This is a genomic window from Paraburkholderia guartelaensis (genome assembly GCF_004353905.1).
GTDB lineage: Bacteria > Pseudomonadota > Gammaproteobacteria > Burkholderiales > Burkholderiaceae > Paraburkholderia > Paraburkholderia guartelaensis.
Genome location: NZ_SMOD01000004.1, coordinates 291,615 through 311,891, shown reverse-complemented (window position 1 = coordinate 311,891; position 20,277 = coordinate 291,615). Strand labels below are relative to the sequence as shown.

At 66.8% G+C, this 20,277-nt stretch carries 18 protein-coding genes; 5 read left to right on the top strand and 13 right to left on the bottom strand.

The window, feature by feature from the left end; all coding sequences use genetic code 11:
- The first annotated feature begins 12 nt into the window (after positions 1-12).
- Together E1N52_RS07690 and E1N52_RS07685 are read left to right on the top strand one after the other, a co-directional pair.
- The gene (locus tag E1N52_RS07690) at positions 13-2,394 is read left to right on the top strand and encodes a UvrD-helicase domain-containing protein (RefSeq protein WP_133181630.1); all 2,382 of its coding nucleotides are present in this window, start codon (positions 13-15) and stop codon (positions 2,392-2,394) included.
- Positions 2,395-2,437: 43 nt separating this feature from the next.
- Complete coding sequence (locus tag E1N52_RS07685; RefSeq protein WP_133181628.1) at positions 2,438-3,256, top strand: 5'-methylthioadenosine/adenosylhomocysteine nucleosidase; 819 nt, start codon at positions 2,438-2,440, stop codon at positions 3,254-3,256.
- A 19-nt stretch (positions 3,257-3,275) separates the two neighbouring features.
- On the opposite strand, the gene E1N52_RS07680 is transcribed toward E1N52_RS07685, so the two are convergent.
- From E1N52_RS07680 to E1N52_RS07655, 6 genes are all read right to left on the bottom strand, one after another.
- Complete coding sequence (locus E1N52_RS07680; protein ID WP_133181626.1) at positions 3,276-5,174, bottom strand: propionate--CoA ligase; 1,899 nt, start codon at positions 5,172-5,174, stop codon at positions 3,276-3,278.
- A gap of 177 nt (positions 5,175-5,351) precedes the next feature.
- Complete coding sequence (locus tag E1N52_RS07675) at positions 5,352-5,987, bottom strand: hydrogenase maturation protease (protein ID WP_165979347.1); 636 nt, start codon at positions 5,985-5,987, stop codon at positions 5,352-5,354.
- Between the two features lie 265 nt (positions 5,988-6,252).
- Positions 6,253-7,116 carry an efflux RND transporter periplasmic adaptor subunit gene (locus tag E1N52_RS07670; protein ID WP_069268663.1) on the bottom strand — a complete coding sequence of 288 codons (864 nt, stop codon included), beginning with the start codon at positions 7,114-7,116 and terminating at the stop codon, positions 6,253-6,255.
- 40 nt (positions 7,117-7,156) lie between these two features.
- Complete coding sequence (locus E1N52_RS07665) at positions 7,157-7,357, bottom strand: DUF1656 domain-containing protein (RefSeq protein WP_028208049.1); 201 nt, start codon at positions 7,355-7,357, stop codon at positions 7,157-7,159.
- Positions 7,347-9,593: an FUSC family protein gene (locus E1N52_RS07660; RefSeq protein WP_133181622.1), complete on the bottom strand. Its 2,247-nt coding sequence runs from the start codon at positions 9,591-9,593 to the stop codon at positions 7,347-7,349. The genes E1N52_RS07665 and E1N52_RS07660 overlap by 11 nt, the downstream gene beginning before the upstream one ends.
- 11 nt (positions 9,594-9,604) lie before the next feature.
- Positions 9,605-11,233: an efflux transporter outer membrane subunit gene (locus tag E1N52_RS07655; RefSeq protein ID WP_133181620.1), complete on the bottom strand. Its 1,629-nt coding sequence runs from the start codon at positions 11,231-11,233 to the stop codon at positions 9,605-9,607.
- A 156-nt stretch (positions 11,234-11,389) separates the two neighbouring features.
- Here E1N52_RS07655 and E1N52_RS07650 point away from each other — a divergent pair, with 156 nt between their 5' ends.
- Both E1N52_RS07650 and E1N52_RS44005 read left to right on the top strand, forming a co-directional pair.
- Positions 11,390-12,328, top strand: coding sequence for a LysR family transcriptional regulator (locus E1N52_RS07650; protein WP_133181619.1), 939 nt, complete (start codon positions 11,390-11,392; stop codon positions 12,326-12,328).
- 171 nt (positions 12,329-12,499) lie between these two features.
- On the top strand, positions 12,500-12,643 hold the full coding sequence (locus E1N52_RS44005; RefSeq protein ID WP_165979346.1) for a hypothetical protein: 144 nt from the start codon (positions 12,500-12,502) through the stop codon (positions 12,641-12,643).
- Positions 12,644-12,665: 22 nt separating this feature from the next.
- On the opposite strand, the gene E1N52_RS07645 is transcribed toward E1N52_RS44005, so the two are convergent.
- The 4 genes from E1N52_RS07645 to wrbA form a co-directional block, all read right to left on the bottom strand.
- On the bottom strand, positions 12,666-13,472 hold the full coding sequence (locus E1N52_RS07645; RefSeq protein WP_133181698.1) for a metallophosphoesterase: 807 nt from the start codon (positions 13,470-13,472) through the stop codon (positions 12,666-12,668).
- A 30-nt stretch (positions 13,473-13,502) separates the two neighbouring features.
- Positions 13,503-14,939, bottom strand: a complete 1,437-nt coding sequence (locus E1N52_RS07640; RefSeq protein ID WP_133181617.1) for an FAD-binding oxidoreductase — start codon at positions 14,937-14,939, stop codon at positions 13,503-13,505.
- 163 nt (positions 14,940-15,102) lie between these two features.
- The gene (locus E1N52_RS07635) at positions 15,103-15,447 is read right to left on the bottom strand and encodes a DUF2069 domain-containing protein (protein ID WP_133181696.1); all 345 of its coding nucleotides are present in this window, start codon (positions 15,445-15,447) and stop codon (positions 15,103-15,105) included.
- Positions 15,448-15,515: 68 nt separating this feature from the next.
- Positions 15,516-16,133, bottom strand: a complete 618-nt coding sequence (gene wrbA, locus E1N52_RS07630) for an NAD(P)H:quinone oxidoreductase (RefSeq protein ID WP_133181615.1) — start codon at positions 16,131-16,133, stop codon at positions 15,516-15,518.
- A gap of 180 nt (positions 16,134-16,313) precedes the next feature.
- Here wrbA and E1N52_RS07625 point away from each other — a divergent pair, with 180 nt between their 5' ends.
- Positions 16,314-17,615 carry a YihY family inner membrane protein gene (locus E1N52_RS07625; RefSeq protein ID WP_205965587.1) on the top strand — a complete coding sequence of 434 codons (1,302 nt, stop codon included), beginning with the start codon at positions 16,314-16,316 and terminating at the stop codon, positions 17,613-17,615.
- A 46-nt stretch (positions 17,616-17,661) separates the two neighbouring features.
- On the opposite strand, the gene E1N52_RS07620 is transcribed toward E1N52_RS07625, so the two are convergent.
- The 3 genes from E1N52_RS07620 to E1N52_RS07610 all read right to left on the bottom strand — a co-directional run bounded on the left by E1N52_RS07620 (position 17,662) and on the right by E1N52_RS07610 (position 20,260).
- Positions 17,662-17,982 carry an Mpo1-like protein gene (locus E1N52_RS07620; RefSeq protein WP_133181613.1) on the bottom strand — a complete coding sequence of 107 codons (321 nt, stop codon included), beginning with the start codon at positions 17,980-17,982 and terminating at the stop codon, positions 17,662-17,664.
- A 95-nt stretch (positions 17,983-18,077) separates the two neighbouring features.
- Positions 18,078-18,917, bottom strand: a complete 840-nt coding sequence (locus tag E1N52_RS07615) for an alpha/beta fold hydrolase (protein WP_133181612.1) — start codon at positions 18,915-18,917, stop codon at positions 18,078-18,080.
- The gene (locus E1N52_RS07610; RefSeq protein ID WP_133181610.1) at positions 18,914-20,260 is read right to left on the bottom strand and encodes an O-acetylhomoserine aminocarboxypropyltransferase; all 1,347 of its coding nucleotides are present in this window, start codon (positions 20,258-20,260) and stop codon (positions 18,914-18,916) included. The genes E1N52_RS07615 and E1N52_RS07610 overlap by 4 nt, the downstream gene beginning before the upstream one ends.
- Between the last annotated feature and the right edge of the window lie 17 nt (positions 20,261-20,277).

Here is a 20,277-nt window from a genome sequence, read left to right as displayed (position 1 = left end):
CCTTTTCAGCCCATGCCCGAACTGCTCGCGAACCTGAACCCCGAACAACTCGCCGCCGTCACGTTGCCCAACGAACCGGCGCTCATTCTGGCCGGGGCCGGCAGCGGCAAGACGCGCGTGCTGATCACGCGCATTGCGTGGCTGATCCAGCAGGGCATGGCCTCGCCTTCGACCATCCTGGCCGTGACCTTCACCAACAAGGCCGCGCGCGAAATGATGGGGCGCCTCCAGGCGCTCTTGCCCATCGACACGCGCGGCATGTGGATCGGCACGTTCCACGGCCTGTGCAACCGCATGCTGCGCGCGCATTTCCGCGACGCCGGTCTGCCGCAGACCTTCCAGATCCTCGACACCGCAGACCAGCTCTCGGCCATCAAGCGTCTCATGAAGGGCCTGAACGTCGACGACGAGAAGTACCCGCCCAAGAACCTGCAGTACTTCATCAACAACGCGAAGGAGCAGGGCCTGCGTCCGAAAGACGTGGACGTAAGCGACGACTTCAACCGCAAGTTCGTCGAACTCTACGAGGCCTACGACCAGCAGTGCCAGCGTGAAGGCGTGGTCGATTTCGCGGAGCTGCTGCTGCGCTGCTACGAGCTGCTCGCGTACAACCCGCCGCTGCGCGCGCATTATCAGGGGCGCTTTCGCGACATTCTGGTGGACGAGTTCCAGGACACCAACAAGCTCCAGTACGCGTGGCTCAAGCTGCTCGCGGGGCCTGGCAACGCGATCTTCGCGGTGGGCGACGACGACCAGTCGATCTACGCGTTCCGCGGCGCGAACGTCGGCAACATGCGCGACTTCGAGAACGAGTTCCGCGTGAAGCACATGATCAAGCTGGAGCAGAACTATCGTTCGCACGGCCATATTCTCGATGCGGCCAACTACCTGATCGCGCATAACTCGCGGCGTCTGGGCAAGAACCTGCGCACCGATGCAGGCCACGGCGAGCCGGTGCGCGTGTACGAGGCGGCCACCGACTCGCAGGAGGCCGGCTGGATCGTCGAAGAGATTCGCGCGCTCATCAACCAGGGGCTCGCGCGCAACGAGATCGCCATCCTCTATCGCAGCAACGCGCAGTCGCGCACGATCGAGCACACGCTCGTGAACGCGGGCGTGCCGTACAAGGTGTATGGCGGCTTGCGCTTCTTCGAGCGTCAGGAGGTGAAGCATGCGCTCGCTTATCTGCGTCTCATCGACAATCCGAACGACGACACGGCGTTCGCGCGTGTCGTGAATTTCCCCACGCGCGGCATCGGCGCGCGCTCGATCGAGCAGCTGGCGGATGCCGCGCGCCTCTACAACTGCTCGATGGCCGCGGCCATTCCGTACGTCACGGGCAAGGCGGGCTCGAGCCTCGGTTCGTTCGCCAATCTGGTCGCGAAAATGCGCGCCGAGACCGCGCAGATGAGCCTGCCGGAAACGGTCGAGTACACGGTGCGCATGAGCGGTCTCGCCGAGTTCTATCAGAACGAGCGGGAAGGCCAGGATCGCCTCGAGAACTTGCAGGAACTCGTGACCGCGGCCACGGCGTTCGTGAGCGAAGAGGGCTATGGCCTCGACACGCCCGCGCGCTCGATCCCGCTGCGCCCGGGTGCGAGCGCAGTGCCCGAGATCGTCTCGCAGGACGGCGAGATCGAAGTGCTCGATGCGCCCACGATCACCGACCCCGCGCAGAACCCCGACGTCATGACGCCGCTCGCGGGCTTCCTCTCGCACGCGTCGCTCGAAGCCGGCGACAACCAGGCGCAGGCAGGCCAGGACGCCGTACAGCTGATGACGGTGCACGCGGCGAAGGGCCTCGAATTCACGGCGGTCTTCATCACGGGTCTCGAAGAGGGCTTGTTCCCGCACGAGAACAGCGCGATGGAAGCCGACGGCCTCGAAGAAGAGCGCCGCCTGATGTACGTGGCGATCACGCGTGCGAAAGAGCGGCTCTATATCTCGTTCGCACAGAGCCGCTTGCTGCACGGCCAGACGCGCTACAACGTGCGCTCGCGCTTTTTCGACGAACTGCCGCAGGAATCGCTCAAGTGGCTCACGCCCAAGGTCGAGGCGGGTTCGCGCTGGGGCGGGCGGTCCGACAACGCAGGCTGGGGCCGCGACTGGTTCTCGCGTCCGGGCGGCGGCAGTGGCGGCAGCAGCGAAGGCGGCCGTCGCGAGCGCGACGCCTATATCGCGGACAAGAGCCCGGCGCCCGCGTTCGCCAACGAGCAGCGCGCCGCCGAGACGGGCTTCCGCGTAGGCCAGGGCGTGTTCCACACGAAGTTCGGCGAAGGCACGATCACCGCGCTCGAAGGCAGCGGCACCGACGCCAAGGCGCAGGTGCGCTTCAAGCGGCACGGTGAGAAGTGGCTCGCGCTGGCCGTGGCCAAGCTGCAGCCGGTGGAGTGAGCGCACCTTAGCCTCAGACGACCCAGACGGAAACTATTCGAAGATGAACCTCTCGACCCAAGCGAGCGGCAGTGCCGCCCGTCCGCTCGGCGTGCTCGCCGCGCTGCCCCAGGAACTCGGCGATCTGATCGCGGCGATGCAGGCCGAATCGGGAGTCGTGACGCGCACGTTTGGCCGGCGCGACTATCACCTCGGCACCGTGCATGGTGCGCCCTGCGTGGTGACGCTCGCGCGCGTCGGCAAGGTGGCGGCGGCCGCGACCGCGAGCGCGCTGATTCATGCGTTCGACGTGGAAGCGATCGTCTTTACGGGCGTTGCCGGCGGCGTGGGTTCGGACGTCCACGTGGGCGACGTGGTGGTCGGCGAAACGCTGCTCCAGCACGACATGAACGCCGAGCCGCTGTTCCCGCGTCACGAGATCCCGCTGCTTGCCCGCTCGCGTTTCGACGCCGATCACGCGCTGGCGCAGGCGCTCGCCGCCGCATGCGAGCGTTTCATCGCGGAGGAGGGGCCGGAGTTGACCGCGCGCTTCAAGGCCGCGCTGCCGCGCCTGGAGACCACGCTGCCGCAGGTGCATCGCGGGCTCGTGATCAGCGGCGACCAGTTCGTGGCGAGCGCCGCGGCCGTGGGCGCGCTGCGCTCGCTGTTGCCCGATGCGCTGGCCGTCGAGATGGAGGGCGCCGCGATCGCCCAGGTCTGTTACGAATACGACGTGCCCTGCGCGATCGTGCGCACGATCTCCGATACCGCCGATGAACACGCGAGCACCTCGTTCTCGAGCTTCCTCACCGATATCGCGGGCACGTATTCGACGGGCATCCTCAAGCGCTTTCTGGCCGCGTACCGCCCGCTCGCGCGCTGAGCGGGCGCACGCGCGGGCCTTAACTGTCGCCTGCGCTTACTGCCTCGCGAATCGACTGCAGCGCCGAGGCATCCTCGATGGTCGGCAGATCGCCCGGGTCGCGCCCTTCGGCGAGCGCCGCAATCGCGCGGCGCAATAGCTTGCCGGAGCGCGTCTTGGGCAGCATCGGCACGAAGTGCACGCGCGCGGGCCGGCCGATCGCGCCGAGCTGGCGGTCCACCGTCGCGGCGAGCGAAGCCGCGAGCTTCTCTGCATCGGCGGGACTGGCGGCCGCGTTCGCGTCGCGCAGCACGACGAACGCCAGCGCCGCCTGACCCTTCACCGCGTCGTTCACACCCACCACGGCCACTTCCGCGACCGCCACGTGCGACGAGATCGCCTCTTCGATCTCGCGCGTGCCGAGACGATGGCCCGCCACATTGATCACGTCGTCGGTGCGGCCGAGGATCGTCACATAGCCGTCGCTGTCCTGCACGCCCCAGTCGAAGGTCGAATACACCTGCTGGCCGGGCACGCTTTCCCAGTACGTCTTCACGAAGCGCGCGTCGTCGCCCCACACGGTCTGCATGCAGCCGGGCGGCAACGGGTAGCTGAGCGTGATCACGCCTTTCTCACCCTGCGCGCAGGGCTCGCCCGTATGTTCGTTGCGCAGCACGAGGTCGTAGCCGTAGCAGGGCACGCCTGGCGAACCGAGCTTTTGCGGCAGCGGATCGACGCCGCGCTGGATCGCCAGCATCGGCCAGCCGGTCTCGGTCTGCCAGTAGTTGTCGACGACGGGCTTGCCGAGTGCATCGGAGATCCATTCGGCCGTAGGCTCGTCGAGCGGTTCGCCCGCGAGAAAGAGCGTGCGCAGGCTCGACAGATCGGCGCAGTGCAGCAGGGCCGGGTCCTGCTTCTTGAGCACGCGAATGGCCGTCGGCGCCGTGAACATCAGGTTGATGCGGTGCTGCTCGACGAGGCGCCACCAGATGCCGCCGTCGGGGCGCACCGGCGTGCCTTCGTACATCACCGTGGTCATGCCCGCGAGCAGCGGCGCATAGATGATGTAGCTATGGCCCACCACCCAGCCGATGTCCGACGCCGTGAACATGGTGTCGCCGGCGCGTCCCTCGAAGATGTATTCCATCGATGCCGCGAGCGCCACGGCGTAGCCGCCCACGTCGCGCTGCACGCCCTTGGGCTTGCCCGTCGTGCCCGAGGTGTAGAGGATGTACGAAGGCTCATTCGATTCGAGCCATTCGCAGGGAATTTGCACGTCGTAGTGCTGCTCGCGCAGCGGCTCGTAGTCGACGAGATACGGGGCGTTCAGCCGCTCGGGCGCGAGCTGGCGGTCGATCAGCAGCACCTTCGGCGGCGCGTATTCGGCGCGCGCCATGGCTTCGTCGACGAGCGGCGTGTAGTCGATCACCTTGCCGCCGCGCGCGCCGGCATCGGCGGTCACGAGCAGCACGGGCTTCGCGTCGTCGATGCGCGCGGCGAGGCTCGGCGCGGCGAATCCGCCGAACACCACCGAGTGGATCGCGCCCAGGCGCGCGCAGGCGAGCATGGCGAACACGGCCTCGGGAATCATCGGCAGATAGATCAGCACGCGCTCGCCGCGCGCGACGCCGAGCGAGCGCATCACGGCGGCCATGCGGTTCACTTCGGCGTGCAGGTCGGCGTAGGTGTAGCGCCGCTCGATGCCGGTCTCGGTCGAGACATAGACGAGCGCATTCTGTTGCGCGCGCGCCGCGAGGTGACGGTCCACGGCGTTGAAGCACAGGTTCGTGCGGCCGCCGCAGAACCAGCGCGCGAACGGCGGGTTCGAGCGGTCGAGCACCTGGTCGAACGGCGTCTCCCAATGGATGCGCTCGGCCTCGCGGCGCCAGAAGTCGTCGGGGTTCGCGACCGACTCGCGGTGAAAATCGCGGTAACGCATGACTACCTTCCTCCCGTGCTGATGGTGCAGCCGTTGGCCGGATCTGGCGCAGTTTTTCAGGATAGTGCAGTGCAATGCGCGCGGGCAACGCGGGTTCTCCCGCGGGTTCCCCCGCAGACTTCCAGACACGGGCGCATGCGGCGCGCCCGCCGGGCTCGCGCAACGCGTGCGTGGCGCTCAGTCGCCGATATTGGGATGTTCGAGACGCGGCAGCGGTGCGACACGCCAGCGGCGCAGCCAGAGCCGCGCGGCTTCGACGGTCGCATCGAGCTGCGCGCACACCGCGCTCGACAAGCCCGCGCCGTAACGGTCGCAGCCTTGCGGCTGCACGCCGATCAGCACGATCTCGCGCGGCGAGCGGCCGCTCAACTGCGCGCAGGCGAGCGCGTCGGCGAAGCCCATTCCAGGCCGGCTCGGACGGCGCGTGTAGAGGTGTTCGGCCGCCGCATCGCCGGTGAGGACGCGCAGCGCGCCCGGTGCAAGCCCGAAATCGATTGCGGCGAGCACGATCAAACGCTGTGTGGATGCGACGACGGGCAAGAGCGCACGGCCGCGCGAGCCGCCTTCCACGAGTTCGACCTGTGCGGGGCATTGCCAGGCCGCCTTTAGTCGCTCGAGCGCGAGAACGCCTACGCCGGCATCGCCCCATTGAACATTGCCGAGGCCGAGCACGACAACCCGTTGCGGCGCGAGGACCTGGCGCTTCGCGAGACCTGCCAGCGCCCGGCGCGCCAAGGCGCGCACCGCGCCGTCGTCGCGCGTTGCCCGCAGTATGGCGCCGATTTCGTGAATTCGATGGAGGCGAGGGGTCACGTTGTGGGTGGTAGGGAAAGTGGGCGAATAGGAATAATCCGAGTAATTCGATAAACCTCCGTTGATGTGTATCAATCGAGATAGGCTTTAACGTGATAAAGACAATGTTTTGCAATGCTCATCGATTCGCCGTCAGGGCAACGTGCGGCAATCGCTAACACTCCGTGTGCGCGCAGCAACAAAAAAAGGGAACGCCAAACTGGCGTTCCCCTTTTGCGTAGCCGGCTGGCGGCGCGTGCGGCCTTCGCGCGCCGTCAGTGCTCCATCACGTACCCGGTTTGACGACCACCGTGCAGGTCGTGCCCGCGGCGAGCACCATGTCGTCCGGCACCTTGTCGATGTGGATGCGCACCGGCACGCGCTGCGCGAGACGCACCCAGTTGAAGGTCGGGTTCACGTCGGCGAGCAGTTCGCGGCTTTGCGGATTGTCGCGGTCGTAGATGCCGCGCGAGATGCTCTCGACGTGGCCCTGGAGCGTGCCGCCGCTCATCAGTTTGATGTCGGCCTTGTTGCCCACCTTCACGTGCGGCAGCTTGGTTTCCTCGAAGTAGCCGTAGACCCAGAACGAATGGCTGTCCACCACGGCAAGCTTGGCCTGGCCCGAGATCGCGTAGTCGCCCTGGAACACCTGCAGGTTTGTGATGTAGCCGTCCACCGGAGAGACCACGCGCGTGCGTTCGAGGTTGAGCTTGGCGGCGTCGAGCGCAGCGATTGCCTGCTGGTACTGCGCCTGTGCCGAGTTCGCCGTGTGCGACGCGTTCTCGCGGTTTTCGGCCGAGACCACTTCGCTGTCCATGTCGGCGCGGCGGCGCGCGTCGTCCTGGCGCATCGTCAGTTCGGCCTTGCGCGCGGCCACGGCGGCCTCGGCCTGCTCCACGGCGATCTGATAGTGCGACGGGTCGATCTGCATGAGCAGGTCGCCCTTGTGCACGAACTGGTTGTCCTTCACGGGCAGCTCGACCACGGCGCCTGAGACGTCGGGAGCGATGTTCACCACTTCGGCGCGCACGCGACCGTCGCGGGTCCACGGCTCGTCCATGTAGTGAACCCACAGGACGCGACCGACCAGAATGGCGACGACGAAGATGATGGCCGTCGCGATAAAGCCAATGAGGTTGCGGATTGTCATGATTCGGTTGATTCGTTCAGCGATGCATTCAGTGACGCATTTAGTGATAGACCGCGAGACCGAGCACGCAGCACACGACCACGAGCAGGCTCACGCGAAAGAGGGACGGGTGCCACACGACCCGGTAGAGTCCGGTTCTGGCCAGTACGGAATCGAGCACCCAGGTGATCGCCGCGCCCAGAATGAAGAGCAGCACGATCGCCGGGATATAGGCGTCGAGAAACGCGACGTCACGAGGCATGGTTAGCTCCTTGGCTCGCGCCAGAATTCGCGCCTTCGTTGCCCGCATACGCCGCGAGCGGCGATTGCGGGTCGATGAGCGCGGTGCGGATGAAATGCAGATGGCTCTGGATGCGCTGCAACTGGTGGCGCTCTTCGCGAGGAGGCATGTCGCCACGCTCGGCTGCGCTCGTTGCATCGGGCTTCCATATGCCCTGCAGCACGATCTGGCTCGCGTCGATGGCGCGTTGCGTCGTCGCGAGCGCGTCGCGGTAGCGCGCCTCGCTCGGGCGATCGAAGAGCGCGCTCACGGCCTTGAGCGTTGCGTCGATTGCCACGTGCCACGCGGTTCCCCGCGCGTACTGCGGATGCGCGGGCAGCGTGGCCAGTTCGTGGCGCAGATCGAGCGCGGCGTTGCCCACTTCGAGCGTCGAGAAGAGCCAGCGCATCGTGTCGCGGCGTTGTGCATCGTCGTTGCCGGCGATCGCCGAGAGCTGGAACATCAGGTCGCGCGCACCGCTTTCGAAGCGGTTGCGCAGTCCCTTCAGGCGCGCACGGCAAGCCTGCACGGCGCCGCCGCGCAGGTCGGCGAGCAGACGCCGGCGCAGCCACGGCGTGGAGGGCGGCAAGAGCACGGCGAACGCGAAAGCCGAGACCGCCATCGACGCGATGAGCGCGAGCGCGTCGTTCATATAGCTGCTCGGGTTGTACTGCACGACGTTGTCCGGCCCCGCGAGAAAGCACAGGAAGATGCAGTAGCCCACGCCGTAGCCCGCGTACTTCGGGCGCGTCGTGAGGAACACGCCGAACGCGAGCGCAGGGGCGAGCGCGACGCACAGCATGACGAAGCCGTCGATATGCGGAAACACGCCGAACGTGAGAATCATGCCGACGACCGATGCGAGCACGGTGCCGAGCGCCATCTGCGTCGCCATGCGCGAGGGTTGCGGCGCGGACGAGGCGAGCGCGCAGGTCGCGGCGGCATTGAGCACGAGGTTCGTGCCGCTCGGCCACGCGGTGGCGATCCAGAACGCGCCGAGCAGCGTCATCACGATGGCCGCGCGCAGTCCCGCCACGCCCGCCGCGATCAGATTGGTCTTCGGTACGTAGCGCGAAATCCATTTTTCGCGCGAGTGCGTATCGACGGCGAGTGAGGCGTAGGTGGCCGTGTACTCGGTCATTTCGTGCACGAAGCGGTAGAACAGCTCCGTGGCGGTGTCGAAGTCGAGCAGGCGTGCATCGCCTTGTGTTTCGAGTTCCGCACGCGTGGCGCGCACGCGCCGCGGCAGCGCCGAGCGGTACTCGTCGAGTTGCTGCGAGACGTGCGTCGCGTCGGCGGCCGTGAGCACCGGCTCGCCCGCTTTCGCGAACAGCGGCGCGATCTCTCGGAAGTACGGCTCGAGCGCATCGACGGTGGCCGAGGAGCCGTCCGCGCGCAGACGGTTCATCAACTGATGCAGCGCGTGAAAGCGCGTGGAGACCGTCATGAACTCGGTGTTCAGGCGCGCGAGGCGCCCCGAGCGCATCCGCGCGTCGGGCGACTCGAACACGGCCATGCTGCGGTTCGCTTCGAGACCCACGACGTCGGCGACGAAGCGCGCATTGCTCGCTTCGATGTGCGAACGATCGACACGCCCGGCAAGCGCCGCCGAAACGTAATCGACGAACGACGAGAAACGGCGCCGCACGTTCGAGCGCAGCAGCTCGCCCGTAAACTGCGGAAACACCACCGCGCTGACGAAGCCCGAGCAAAGGATGCCGATCGAGATCTCACCCACGCGCGTCATTGCCGACATGAACGCGCCGTCGGGATGCTGCGAGGCCGGAATGCCGATGAGCGCCGCCGTATAGCCCGCGAGCACGAAGCCGTACGAACGGAAGTTGCGGTTGCGCGCGGCGCCCGCGGTGCACAGGCCGACCCACAGCGCTGTCGAGACGATGAAGAGTTCCGGCTGCTGCGCGAAGAGGCCGATCAGCGCGAGCATCACGACGAGGCCCACGAGCGTGCCGCAAAGCCGGTAGAAGCTCTTGGCGAACACGGGACCGCTTTGCGGCTGCATCACGATGAACACGGTGGTCATGGCCGTGCGCGGCTGCGGCAGATCGAGCTTCATGGCAATGCCGAGCGCGAGCAGCGCAGCGGCGATCGCCTTGAAGAGATAGATCCAGACGAGGCCGTCGGTACGCGCCCAGTCGGCGAGCGCGGCGTAGAGACTCTGGCCGCCCGGCTGCGAGGGTGAGGAAGTGGACGCTTGCATCGTCGTCTGCCTCAGTGCGCCGCGCCGGTTGCGCCGGCGTTGCCCGATGCACTCGCATCGGCGGCGTCAGGGCCGGACGAAGCATGCGAGCCGTGCGGCGCGAGCAGCGCCGCGGGCATGAGCGGCACGTCGCGCGTCTTCTTGCCGTGCGCGGGCAGTTGCTCGGCTTCGGTCGGGCCTTTCGCTGCGGCATCGCTCGATGCGTCGATCATGCCGCCGCCCAGCGCCGCCACGAGCGTGGCATGTGCGGCCAGGCGCTCGGCCTGGATGTGCGCGACGCCTTCCTGTGCGCGCAACAACTGCGTTTGCGCAATCAGCACGTTCACGTAATCGGTCAAGCCACGGCGGAAGCCTTCCTGCGCAAGATCGTAGTTGCGCTGCGCAGCCGCGACCGAGCGATGCGCGTCGTCTTCCTGGGTCGCGAGCGAGCGCATGCGCACCACCTGATCGGCGATTTCCTTGAGCGCGGTGACGATCGTCTGGTTGTACTGATCGACGGCGATGTCGTATGCGGCGGACTGCGCGCCGAGCTGCGCGCGCAGGCGTCCGCCGTCGAAAATCGGCAGCGAGAACGCGGGGCCTGCCGCATAGCTGCCGCTCATCGACTTGAGGAACTGGAACAGCGGGCCGGCCGCCGCGTAGCCGCCCATCGAAACGAGCAGGTTCACGTTCGGATAGAAGTCGGCCTTCGCGACGTCGATGCCGCGCGCCTGCGCGGCGACGAGCCAGCGCGCCGCGACCACGTCGGGGCGATAGCCGATCAACTGGGCAGGCAACGCCGAGGGCAGACCCGCGGGCGCCGCGAGCGAGAGCGCAGGGCGCTGGATCGCTTCACCCGCGCCCGGGCCCTTGCCCGCGAGCGCCGCGAGCTGGTTCTTGCCGAGCGCGATGGATTCTTCGAGCGCGTCGATCTGGCGCTCGTACTCGGGCAGCGGCGTTTGCGCCTGGCTCACTTCGAGCTGGGTGCCGATGCCGCCCGCAAGGCGCTTTTGCGCGAGCGCGAGAATGCGCTGCTGCTGGCCGAGCGTTTGCTTCGCAATGTCGAGCAGCGCGTAGTTCATCGACATCTCGATGTAGGTGCGCGTGACATTGACTTCGAGTTCGAGCTGCGCCGCGCGCGCGTCGGCGGCGGTGGCGTGCGCGACGTCCAGCGCGCGCTCGGCATTGTTCTTGTCCTGGCCCCAGAGGTCGAGGTGATACGACAGGCCGAGCGTGGCCGTGTTGTTCCACGTGTTCGCGCCCGCGAGCGGGCCCGGCCCGTAGTAGACGTTGTCGGACCATTGCTGGCGCTGGATGGACATGCTGCCGTTGATTTGCGGCAGGAGCCCGGCCTGGGCCACGCCCACCATCGAGCGCGCTTCGCGCACGCGCGCCTGGGCGGCGGCAAGCGAGGGGTTGCCGGCCACGGAGGCTTCGATCCAGGCGTTCAGTTGAGGGTCGTTATAGCCGCGCCACCAGTCGCTGGCGGGCCAGTCGGCGTCGGTGTTGGCCGCGCGGATCGCCGAGCCGGCGTCGAGTTGCGCGGCTTCGGCCTGTTTCGCTTGCGGTGCGATGCCCCCGGTACTGGCGCAGCCCGCGATTATCAACGAGAACGTAAGAACCGTGAGTGCGGCTAGTCCTTTCGGTACCGGAGACTGCACGATTTACTCCTTATCTTGGCTATGAATCACTGTGCCTTATTATATTTTTTGCGCGATTGATGAATAACCGGTAAGGATGCAAGGCATTTTTACGAAACGTGAGACAATCGATCTTACGAAATATGAAACAATTCGTGTGTCAGATAGAGGATTGGTATGGATACGCTTCAAAACATGCGTGTATTCGTCCGGGTGGTGGAGGCGGGCAGCTTCACGGGCGCGGCGCAATACCTGAACACGACTACGGCTTACGCTTCGCGCGCGGTCTCCGATCTGGAGGCGCATCTGCGCACGCGCCTCCTGAACCGCACGACGCGCCGCATCGCGCTCACCGAGGCGGGTGAGCGCTACCTGCAGCGCTGCGAGCAGATACTCGCCTACGTCGATCAGGCCGAAGCGGAAGCCGGCGACGCGCATGCGCGCCCCTCGGGCAAGCTCAAGGTCCATGCGATGACGAGCTTCGGCCAGCACTATGTGGTGCCGGCGGTGGGGCAGTATCAGCAGCTCTATCCGGACGTGCACGTGGAGCTCACGCTCGCGCAGCGCATGCCGGACCTGCTCGACGAGGGTTATGACGTGGCCCTCGTGGTCGCGACCGATCTGCCGGATTCCGGTTTCGTGTCGCAGCGGCTGACGAGCGCGTTCAGCATCGCGGTTGCGTCGCCGGCGTATCTGGAAAAGCGCGGCGTGCCGCAAAAGCCCGCCGATCTCGCGAGCCACACCTGCCTGCAGATGGTGACGCCCGTATTCCCGACCTCGCAGTGGCAGTTCACGGGCCCCGAAGGCGAGGCCAACATCGATCTCGGCCCGGCGACCTTCCAGGTGAACGTGGCCGAGGCGATGGCGGTGGCCGTGCGCGAGGGCATGGGCGTCGGCCTGCTGCCGATCTATTCGGCGATCAGCGGTCTGCGCAGCGGCGAGCTGCAATGGATCCTGCCGGAGTACAAGTCGCAGGAGATGAACGTCTTTGCGGTGTACCCGTCGCGCCAGTATCTCGACGCGAAGATCCGTACATGGGTCGAACTGCTGCGCGAGAGCATGCCTGCGACGCTCGCGCGGGATCAGAACGAGCTGCGGAAGTTCGCGCGCACCTGAGGCGGCTGCGCTTGCGCCTGGTCAATAGGCGCAATAGGCGCGCGCGGGCTGTGACAGCCTGTTACAGCTTGCGCAGATGGCAACACTTCCTTACGCCCGGCGGCGCGGCGACTTGGTAAGGTAGCGGGACTGTTTCACGCAACCCACTTTTTGCCAATACCGGGAACTCGAATGGATACGCATCTGATGATCGGCATCGCCGTGATGATGGGCCTGATCGGCATCGCGGCATCGCGCGATCTGCTGCGCATGCGTCGCGCGCAGCTCCAGCCTGTCACGCTGCGCGTGCGCCGCGACGACGCACGCATGCGCTAAAGTTGCGGGCACGTTTGCCTCGCTAGATTTCCACCACCTTGTCCCACGCAAAGGCCGGATTTTCCGGCTGCCCAGTGCGGCGGTCTCGATAGCCGCGCGGATTGCACACCACGCGCGTGCCGTTGACCGTGTAGTCGAAGCACGTATGCGTGTGGCCATGTATCCATAGCGCGACAGGCGCGCGCACCAGCGCCTCGAGATCGCTCACGAATCCCGCCGACACCAGATCCTCCGCGTAGCGTGGCGCGAGACTCCCTTTGTGCGGCGCGTGGTGCGTGACGACGATCGTCTCGCCCGCGAAGGGCTTCGCCAGTTCCGCTTCGAGCCATGCGCGCGAACGCGCATGGAGCGCGAGCGAGTCGGCCGGCGTGAAGTCGCGGGCGCCTGCATGCGGGCTGTCCGGCCACGAGACCTGAATCAATCCGCGAAAGTCGAGCATCACGCGCATCGCTGCCGCAATGGCGGCTTCACGCGTGGCATCGTCGGCGCCGAAGAGTGCGAAGTCGGCCCATAGCGTCGTGCCGAGCACGCGAAAGCGGCCCGCGGGATCGACGTACACGCCGTCGTTGAGAAAGTGCACGTTGTCGAGCGTGAAAGCGGCATCGCGCATCGCCGTTTCCAGCGCGCCGAGGTCGCCGTCGTAGTACTCGTGATTGCCGGGCACGTACACCACCGGCACCTGCGGATCGAACGTTTCCGCCGCCCAGCGCAAGCCCAGCCCATGATTGTGGATGTCGCCCGCGAGCACGACGAGATCGGCCTGCGCATGCGGGATCGTGTCGGGCTCGTCGTTTTCCAGATGCAGGTCGGACAGCACGCGGATCTTCAACACGATGTCGGCTCCTTGCGTCCTGCGCGTTCAGCGCAGCACTTTCCCCGGATTCATCAGGTTCAGCGGATCGAGCGCGGTCTTGATCGCGCGCATCAGCGCGAGTTCGACCTCGCTCTTGTAGTGCATGTTCTCGTCGATCTTCAACTGCCCGAGGCCGTGTTCCGCACTGATCGTGCCGCGATGGCGATCCACGCTGTCGTACACGATGCGGTTCAGCGTCTTCTCGTTTTCGGCGAGGAAGCGCTTCGGGTCGCCGCCTTCGGGCGCCTGCACGTTGTAGTGCAGATTGCCGTCGCCGAGATGGCCGAAGGTGACCATGCGCGCGCCGGGCACCGCGCGGGCGATTTCGGCATCGGTTTCCTCGATGAAATGGCCGATGCGCGAGATCGGCACGCCGATATCGTGCTTGATGTTCAACCCTTCCTGCGCTTGCGCGAGCGGAATGTGCTCGCGGATGTTCCAGAACGCCTGCGACTGCGCCAGGCTTTCCGCGACCACGGCGTCTTCCACGAGACCTTGTTCGAGCGCTTCTTCCATGAGCCGCTCGAAGAGCGCGCGCGCGTGCTCTTCGCTTTCGTTGTCCGACAGTTCGAGCAGCACCACTTGCGCGTGATGCTCCGCGAACGGATAGCGCAGTTGCGGGAAATGATGGCCGACGAGCGACATGCAGAAGTCCGACATCAGCTCGAAGCCCGTGAGCAGCGGCCCCGCGTAGCGCTGCGCGAGCGCGAGGAAGTCGAGCGCCGCATGTGCCGAGCCGAGCGCGGCGAGCGCCGTGACGCGTGCGGCCGGCAGCGGATGCAGCTTCATGACCGCAGCGGTGATGATGCCGAGCGTGCCTTCCGCGCCGATGAAGAGATCGCGCAGATCGTAGCCGGTGTTGTCCTTGCGCAGCCCGCGCAGACCGTCCCAGATTTCGCCTTGCGGCGTGACGACTTCGAGGCCGAGACACAACTCGCGCGTGTTGCCATAGCGCAGCACGCCAGTGCCGCCCGCGTTGGTCGAGAGATTGCCGCCGATCGTGCAACTGCCTTCGGCCGCGAGCGAAAGCGGGAAGAGGCGGCCCGCATCCTTTGCGCGCGCCTGGACTTCGGCGAGGATCACACCGGCTTCGACGGTGATCGTGTTGTTGTGCGGATCGATTTCGCGCACGCGGTTCAGGCGGCGCAGGCTCAGCACGGCCTGGTTGCCGCTCGCGTCCGGCGTCGCACCGCCCGCGAGGCCGGTGTTGCCGCCTTGCGGCACGAGCGCCACGTGGTGCTCATGCGCGAGCTTCACGACCGCGGCGACTTCCTGCGTATTGGCCGGGCAGAGCACGGCGAAGGCCGCGCCCTGGTAGCGGCGGCGCCAGTCGGCGAGGTAGGGCGCGGTGTCGTGCGCGTCGGTCAGCACGTATTGCGCGCCGATGGCGGCGGCGCAGGCGTCGAGAAAGGCTTGGCAGGCAGTCGGGGTGGAGTCGGTCATGGTGTCTCGGAGTTTCGCGCCTGAGCTGGGCTGGCTCGCGGCGCGATTGTCATGAAATCGCGAGGCTCAAAGATCTAGTTTGACACGGCGATAGCCTTCACGCAGCGGTCTTGGACAGAGCGGGCGGATGCGCATCGACCGATACGCACCGGGCGGGAATCGCTTAGGCCGACTCGCGCTTCGCAGCCTTTGCCGCACGCTTCGCGGCACGCTTGTACGGCGCGACGTAGGCAAGCGCACACGCGAAGAAGCCAAGAGCCAGCGCGACTTCCACCCAGCCAAGCCGGTTGCCCGGCGCGGGATCGGTCATGCCGCGCACGATGCCTTCCGCGAAGTAGAGCAGCACGAGCATCGCCGCCCATTGCAGCGTGTAGAGCCTGCGCCGCAGCACGCCGGGCAGGGCGAGGGCGAGCGGCACCGCCTTGAGCACGAGCGCGCTGCCGCCGGGGCGCAGCGGCGCGAGCCGCCATTCCCACGCAATGCACAGCAGCGTGAGCGCGGCGAGCATCGCAAAGGCGCCGAGCGCGGCGCCGCGACGCTGGACGATGGGCTCGGTGACGCCTTCGACGCGGGTGTTCACAGCCGCTGGCCTTGCTCGGTGGCGGCGAGTGCGAGCGCCGCGCGTGCAAGCCGCACGCCCAGCGCGCTCGCGAGTGTCTTTTCATCGGCGCTCAAACCGTGGCCGCGCGCGTCCTGGCGCGCGTGATGCGAGGCGCCGTAGGGCGAGCCGCCTCCCTGCGTGGTCGTGAGCGCGCTTTCCGTGTAGGGGATGCCTACGAGCAGCATGCCGTGATGGAGCAGCGGCAGCATCATCGAGAGCAGCGTGCTCTCCTGGCCGCCGTGCAGGCTGCCCGTCGACGTGAACACGCAAGCGGGCTTGCCCGCGAGCGCACCCGAAAGCCACTGCGGCGTGGTGCCGTCGAGAAAGTACTTGAGCGGCGCGGCCATGTTGCCGAAGCGCGTGGGCGACCCGAGCGCGAGACCCGCGCATTCTTCGAGGTCGCGCAGCTCGACGTAGGGCGGCCCGTCGGAGGGGATATCGGGCGCGGTGGCCTCGCAGACCGTCGAGACGGGCGGCACCGTGCGCACGCGCGCTTCGGCGCCGGGAACACTGTCGATACCCTGGGCGATGGCGCGTGCGAGTTCGCGCGTCGCGCCATGCCGGCTGTAATAGAGCACAAGAATCGGTTTCATCGGGCCTCGTCGGTGGACGGGATATTATAGGGGTTGGGTCTGCCGCCGCAGCGGCGCACCGGCGAGCGACGCGCATTTCACGCGCAAATCATCGGCAAATAGGTACACTGCGTGCGCGCGAAATGGGTGGTCAGAAAGCGCGGCAATCGAACTGTTCACGGTGGCGAGGAAAGCAGGCCAATGGATGTGCTGTCGAGGGTGAAGATCGATCTGGACATCGTGAAGCGCCTCGCGCGTTTCGCGGCGCGGCGCAGTCGCGAAGATCGCATTCCGCAGGTCGCGGGCAGCCTCACCTTCACCACGCTGCTCTCGCTCGTGCCGCTGGCCACGGTCGCGTTTGCGCTTTTCACCGCGTTCCCGATCTTCGCCTCGTTCCAGAACTCGCTGCAGGCCTTTCTCGCCGACCACCTCATGCCGGCGCAGATCAACAGCCAGATCTTCAAGTACCTGAACCAGTTCGCCTCGAAGGCCAAGGGTCTCACGACGATGGGCATGATCGTGCTCTTCGTCACGTCGGTCATGACGATGATGACCGTGGAGTCGGCCTTCAATCTGATCTGGCGTGTGCGCAAGGCGCGCCCGTTCGCGCAGCGCGTGCTCGTCTACTGGGCCATCCTCACGCTCGGGCCGATCCTGATCGGTGTGAGCCTGTCGATCTCCTCGTACGTGTTCACGCGTTCGGCCGTGATCGCGACCGAGCAGCACGTTTCGGGCATCCTCGACTGGATGCTGATCGGCGCCTCGCTGCCGCTTACGTCGCTCGCGTTCACGATGCTCTACGTGTATCTGCCGAACTGCCGCGTGCAGTGGCGCGACGCTTTGGTGGGCGGCATCGCCGCGGCGATCGCATTCGAGGCGGCCAAGCGCGGCTTTGGCTACTACGTGCGGCGTATTCCGACTTATACGGCTGTTTATGGTGCCTTCGCGGCCGCACCGATGTTCCTGCTGTGGATGTACCTGAGCTGGTTCATCACGCTCGTGGGCGCAATGATCACTTCGGCGCTGCCCGAAATCCGCACCGGGCGCTTCGACAAGCCGCGCTTTCCGGGCAGCGATCTGCTCGACGCGCTCGAACTGCTCGCGGGTCTCGCCGATGCGCGGGAAGCGGGGGAGCCGGGCCGCACGACCGAGCAACTCGCGCAGTTATTGCGGCGCGACCTGGCCACGGTTACGCGCCTGATCGACGGTCTCGAAGAAGATGAGCTCGTGGGGCGTCTCGAGCAGGAGGAACGCGCGAAAACGCTGTTCCTGCTGATCGGCAATCCCGCGCGCATTTCGGTGACGCGCATCTTCGACCGCTTCGCGATCGATCGCGAGGAACTGGCGTATCAACTCAAGTCGAGCAGTATCGACGCGCACCTGCTACTGGGTGCGCTTGACAACGACAAGCTCGCGATTTCGCTCGCGTCGCTGCTCGCGACGCGGCGTCTCCCGGCGCTCACGGAGGAGCATCCGCCGGTGCTCCCGCATCCGGCGGCGTGACGATGCTGCGGGCCCATGACAGGCGCGCCGTCGCATCAGAGTCGAATCAGAGGGAAATCTTGCCGCGGCAGATATCCGCGAACATGACCCAGTCACCCATCAAGCTGTAGATGGGGTGACGGAAGGTGGCTGGGCGGTTCTTCTCGAACTTGAAATGTCCGAACCACGCGAAGCCGTAGCCGCACACGATGGCAAGCGGCAGCCAGAGCCAGTTGCCGGTGGCGATCGCCATGCAGACGAAGCCGATCACGCCAAGCGAGCCGATGAAATGCAGCCGCCGCGACATGATATTGCTGTGCTCGCTCAGGTAGAACGGATAGAACTGCGCGAAGCTCGAAAAGTGCTCGGTATGCGTGGTGGGTTGCATCGTCTCCTCCTTTCTGCGCGGCTACGCAGGGGATGGTTGATGCAACCATTCTCCAGCGTTCCGAACGACCGTGCAACCCGGGCGAGTCACAGCCGTCAGCCGTTGCCCACGCGCGGTGTTTGCTGCGTTGCAAAAGCGTAGAGCGCGTCGAGCGTGGCATCGGGCTGCTCGGTCATCAGCGCGTGGCCCGCGTCCAGCGTGACCGTGTCGACGGGCGTGCCCGCTTGCGCTAACACCTCGGCGAGGGCGCGCGCTGCGCGCGGGGGCGTCATCGCGTCGCGTTTGCCGAGGATCAGGCGCACCGGGCAGCGCACCTTCGTGGCGCTGGCGAGGCCGTCCGCGTAGGCATTGCACGCCGCGAAATCGGTATGGAAAAGCTGCGGCTCGCCGCGCGCGCTGACGCGCTCCATGAGCCGCTGGTTCATGCCGCGCAGCCAGAAGCCCGGCCCGGGGCTCGAAGGCTTGGCGGCGAGCGTCGAGTGCGACCACGCGTTGACGAGCGCGATCGCCTCCGGCTCGCGCTCGCGCGCGGCTTCGAGCAGGCTTGGCGCGACCGTCATCGGAAACGCGGTCGCGAGCAGGGCGATGCGCTGCGCGCGTTCGGGATGGCGCGCAGCGAATTCGAGCGCGATGAGCGAGCCCATGCTATGGCCGGCGACGAAGGCCTGCGGGGCGTTCAGCGCGTCGAGCAGCGCGGCGAGCCAGTCGGCGAGCGCGCCGATGCTCGTGAGCGCCGGACCCGCGCTGCGCAGATGGCCGGGCAGATCGACGGCCAGCGCGTTGAAGCCGTGGTTGGCGAAATAGCGCGATTGCAGGGCCCAAACGCTGTGGTCGTGCTGCGCGCCGTGGACGAACACCGCGAACGGCAGCGCGTGGTCGAACGCGTGCGAGGCCGTGTAGACATAGACCGGTTTGCCGGCGACATCGACGATCATGACGCCTCCTTGCCGGCGGACTTCCCTTTCGATGCTTCCGCTTTTTGCGACGCCTTCAGTGCGCGCTTGAGGTCATCGACCAGATCGGCGGGGTCTTCGAGCCCGATCGAGAGGCGGATCGTGCCCTCCGCGATGCCGGCGGCGGCCAGCGCGGCGGCGTCCATGCGGAAATGCGTGGTCGAGGCGGGGTGGATCACGAGCGAGCGCGCGTCGCCGACGTTGGCCAGATGCGAGAACAGCGTGAGCGATTCGATGAAGCGCTTGCCCGCCGCGCGGCCACCGCGCAGGTTGAAGCTGAACACGGCGCCCGCGCCACGCGGCAGCAGGCGCTTGGCAAGCGCGTAATCGGGATGGCTCGGCAGCTCCGGCCACGCGACCGATTCGACCGCCTCGTGTGCGGCGAGATATTCGACGATGCGCCGCGCGTTTGCCACGTGCCGCTCCATGCGCAGCGGCAGCGTTTCTATGCCTTGCAGCAATTGCCACGCGGCCTGCGGATGCAGGCATGCGCCGAAGTCGCGCAGGCCCTCGCGGCGCGCGCGCAGCAGGAAGGGCGCGACCGAGCTTTCCTCGCTGAACACCATGTCGTGAAAGCCCGCATAAGGCTCCGTGAGTTCGGGAAAGCGGCCCGACGCCTCGAAGTCGAACGTGCCGCCATCGACCAGCACGCCGCCGATGGTCGTGCCATGGCCGCCGAGGAACTTGGTGGCCGAGTGATAGACGAGATCCGCGCCGTGCTCGAAGGGGCGCAGCAGGTAAGGCGTGGTGAACGTCGAATCGACGAGGAGCGGCACGCCATGCGTGTGCGCGATCTGTGCGACGGCTTCGATGTCGAGCACGTCGAGGCCCGGGTTGCCCAGCGTCTCGCCGAACAGCAGGCGCGTGTTGGGCCGCAGCGCCGCGCGCCAGGCGTCGAGGTCGCCGGGCTTCACGAAGGTCGTCTCGATGCCGAAGCGCTTGAGCGTGTAGTGCAGCAGGTTGTGCGAGCCGCCGTAGAGCGCCGCCGAGGCGACGATGTGCGAGCCCGCGCCCATGAGCGTCGCGATTGCGAGATGCAGCGCCGCCTGGCCGCTCGCGGTGCCGATCGCGCCCGCGCCGCCTTCGAGCGCGGCCACGCGCTCTTCGAACACGGCGACGGTCGGGTTCGAGATGCGCGAGTACACGTGGCCCGCGCGCTCCATGTTGAAGAGCGCGGCGGCGTGGTCGGTGTCGCGGAACGAGAACGAGGTCGTGAGATAGATCGGCGTCGCGCGGGCGCCGGTGGCAGGGTCGGGCGCCGCGCCCGCATGCAGCGCGAGCGTGTCGAAGCGGCTGTCGGGATTTGATGCGGGATTGGATGACATCGTAGGCGGCGCGGCCG

Coding starts and splice junctions, on each gene's coding strand:
- E1N52_RS07690 (WP_133181630.1), top strand. CDS start 13: ATGCCCGAACTGCTCGCGAACCTGAACCCCGAACAACTCGCCGCCGTC.
- E1N52_RS07685 (WP_133181628.1), top strand. CDS start 2,438: ATGAACCTCTCGACCCAAGCGAGCGGCAGTGCCGCCCGTCCGCTCGGC.
- E1N52_RS07680 (WP_133181626.1), bottom strand. CDS start 5,174: ATGCGTTACCGCGATTTTCACCGCGAGTCGGTCGCGAACCCCGACGAC.
- E1N52_RS07670 (WP_069268663.1), bottom strand. CDS start 7,116: ATGACAATCCGCAACCTCATTGGCTTTATCGCGACGGCCATCATCTTC.
- E1N52_RS07665 (WP_028208049.1), bottom strand. CDS start 7,357: ATGCCTCGTGACGTCGCGTTTCTCGACGCCTATATCCCGGCGATCGTG.
- E1N52_RS07660 (WP_133181622.1), bottom strand. CDS start 9,593: ATGCAAGCGTCCACTTCCTCACCCTCGCAGCCGGGCGGCCAGAGTCTC.
- E1N52_RS07650 (WP_133181619.1), top strand. CDS start 11,390: ATGGATACGCTTCAAAACATGCGTGTATTCGTCCGGGTGGTGGAGGCG.
- E1N52_RS44005 (WP_165979346.1), top strand. CDS start 12,500: ATGGATACGCATCTGATGATCGGCATCGCCGTGATGATGGGCCTGATC.
- E1N52_RS07640 (WP_133181617.1), bottom strand. CDS start 14,939: ATGACCGACTCCACCCCGACTGCCTGCCAAGCCTTTCTCGACGCCTGC.
- E1N52_RS07635 (WP_133181696.1), bottom strand. CDS start 15,447: ATGCTCGCCGCGCTCACGCTGCTGTGCATTGCGTGGGAATGGCGGCTC.
- wrbA (WP_133181615.1), bottom strand. CDS start 16,133: ATGAAACCGATTCTTGTGCTCTATTACAGCCGGCATGGCGCGACGCGC.
- E1N52_RS07625 (WP_205965587.1), top strand. CDS start 16,314: ATGGATGTGCTGTCGAGGGTGAAGATCGATCTGGACATCGTGAAGCGC.
- E1N52_RS07620 (WP_133181613.1), bottom strand. CDS start 17,982: ATGCAACCCACCACGCATACCGAGCACTTTTCGAGCTTCGCGCAGTTC.
- E1N52_RS07615 (WP_133181612.1), bottom strand. CDS start 18,917: ATGATCGTCGATGTCGCCGGCAAACCGGTCTATGTCTACACGGCCTCG.
- E1N52_RS07610 (WP_133181610.1), bottom strand. CDS start 20,260: ATGTCATCCAATCCCGCATCAAATCCCGACAGCCGCTTCGACACGCTC.